Below are 2,071 nucleotides of genomic sequence, written 5' to 3' on the forward strand. Positions count from 1 at the left end.
TCAGCCGATTTCGAAGCCAGGAATTCGGCCGCCGACAGCGCCAGCGTCGTGGCGCCCGCGCCACCGCTGGCACCGATGAAGGTGATGATCCGGCTTTTCGTTCCCTGGTTGCCGGTGTCGTGGAAGGTCACCGCGTTGAGCAGCTCCTTGCCGTCGAGCGGCTTGTGCAGCCAGTCCGAGGCGTTCATGCGCACCAGCACGCGCGTCTGTTCTGAGGTCAGCTCGTCGGAAACAGCGATAAGCGGCACATCAGCCCACAGCGCACGCGCCTCGACGATGCCGGGCCTGCCAAGCAACTCGCCATTGCCGAGATCCAGGATGACGATGCCCGGGCGTGTGTCCGCCGGCGGCCCCTTGAGAAAATCACCCGTCTCGGAAACCCGGACATCATAGATCGCCAGCGCATCGAGCCGCGTCGCCACATCGCGCCTGAATTGCGGATCCGACGAAAACAGCGCCACCTGCTTGCGCTTGGTCGGCGTAACCTTGGTGTTGATGGCATTCATGGATAGGTGCTCTTCATGTCTTCGCCCGTGACCGTGCTCAGCATGGAGGGCATTGTGATGGTTCCGAACCCGAGAAAACCGGCCAGAAAGAAGAACTGGAAGGGATGTTTTTCAATACTGACGGTGATCGTTGGTACCGGCCCATTGGGGCGCGTCCAGTAGCCGAGGCCCGAGGCCTGATACTGAATCTGGACCTCGGATTTCAGAAGGGTCGGCAGGAAAGTCAGCATCCCCGGCCGGCTGCTGCTGCCGCTAAAGATGAAGTCGAAAGCGGCCTGGTTCACAGCAAGGTTTTGGCATGTGGCGCCTGTTCCACAAGTGCAAGATACAACTCCGGCGGCACTGGCGGTACAGATATAGCTGTAAATGTTGGCTGGAACCGCCTTTCCCACATCCAGTGAGTCGCTGGGGGTTTTTGCCTCGAGCAGAAGTCCGCTGGCGATTGGAGCGGAAATCTGCGCCAGCCTGGCGCCGGCCTGGACCGCTTTGTTACCAGCATTCCATTGGTAGAAGGCGTAGCCGAAGTCGACGAAACCGAGCAGCAGAGTCAGCAGCACGGGCATTGCAATGGCCGCCTCCACCATTGTCGCGCCGGATTGGTTTCTCCAGAACGTGCCGTGCGAGATCACCATCCGAAGACACGCTCCTGATGGAACACAGTGAGCGTAAGATCAGCAAAGCCAAGATAAGACCAGAGACCCAGAGTAGGATATGGATATGACGTTTTGACCTGCACGACAATGACGGTGCCGGTGCTGCTGAGATAGAGCTGGGTACCGGTCGTGGCATCGGTCGCCTGGAGCGATTGTGCCTTGGTGATGGAGACTTGAGCCGCGGTCCACCCGGTAACCCTCTGGCTACCGTTTGTGACGGCCCCGTTCACTGCGAGGTTTGTTGCCAAAGCTGAACAGGTGTCCCAATCACTGCTGCAGCGCGCCATATAGCGAGCGGCATCCTCGACGCCAGCTTCGAGAAGCAGGCGCGTGTTGAAGATGTTCGAGAACTCGAAGACACCCGCTGCCAGCAGCAACACGAATGGCGTAACGATCGCTATCTCGACCAAGGCAGCGCCTTGTTCGTCATGATGGAACCGCTGGAGGAACTGCCTCAGTTTGATGAACATGGCGCTACCGGTACAATTGCGCTTCGTTGCGCTGCAGCTTCTTCAGCGTGTTTTGGCCGGCGACAGTGCTGATATCCTCGATCTCGCCATAGATATCGGCGGTGGACGCCCCACCCGCCGGCTCTGTCAGGAACACACTCGCGAAAGCCTGCACGGGTAAGGTCTGTCCGCCGCCATGAACATTGTTGGCCGTACAGTCGACGATCGCTACATAAAGTAGACGCCTGTCAGCGGTCTGCGTCGTCGCATTGCACGCCGGCGCGGTCTGTTCGAATGTGCTCTTAAGATCCGCTTTGTGCTGAATTTCGTAGTTGTAGACACAATATCGGCTGGGGCTTGCGCCACATGCAGCTTTCACACCGGTGCCATCGTCCTTGGGCCAGTTCGTGTCCCAATAGCCCGGACTTGTTTTTGTGCCCATGAAATTCCAGTTGCCGTCGCC

Annotated in this window: 2 protein-coding genes and 2 pseudogenes; all 4 read right to left on the minus strand. The window is 58.8% G+C overall.

Annotated elements, in window-relative coordinates; all coding sequences use genetic code 11:
- Window positions 1-506: pseudogene (locus tag EN935_RS33010) on the minus strand (pilus assembly protein); the annotation flags it as partial.
- Window positions 503-1,138 carry a TadE/TadG family type IV pilus assembly protein gene (locus EN935_RS33015; protein ID WP_127262126.1) on the minus strand — a complete coding sequence of 212 codons (636 nt, stop codon included), beginning with the start codon at window positions 1,136-1,138 and terminating at the stop codon, window positions 503-505. The gene EN935_RS33015 and the pseudogene EN935_RS33010, both read right to left, overlap by 4 nt.
- Window positions 1,132-1,629 (minus strand): TadE/TadG family type IV pilus assembly protein, encoded by a 498-nt coding sequence (locus EN935_RS33020; RefSeq protein WP_109670115.1) that lies wholly within the window; start codon window positions 1,627-1,629, stop codon window positions 1,132-1,134. The genes EN935_RS33015 and EN935_RS33020 overlap by 7 nt, the downstream gene beginning before the upstream one ends.
- Before the next feature lie 4 nt (window positions 1,630-1,633).
- Window positions 1,634-2,071, minus strand: a pseudogene (locus EN935_RS41070) (hypothetical protein); the annotation flags it as partial.

Source organism: Mesorhizobium sp. M7D.F.Ca.US.004.03.1.1 (assembly GCF_003998635.1).
GTDB lineage: Bacteria > Pseudomonadota > Alphaproteobacteria > Rhizobiales > Rhizobiaceae > Mesorhizobium > Mesorhizobium loti.

Excerpts from the sequence above, each read along its gene's own strand:
- EN935_RS33015 (WP_127262126.1), bottom strand. The coding sequence starts at position 1,138 with ATGGTGATCTCGCACGGCACGTTCTGGAGAAACCAATCCGGCGCGACA.
- EN935_RS33020 (WP_109670115.1), bottom strand. The coding sequence starts at position 1,629 with ATGTTCATCAAACTGAGGCAGTTCCTCCAGCGGTTCCATCATGACGAA.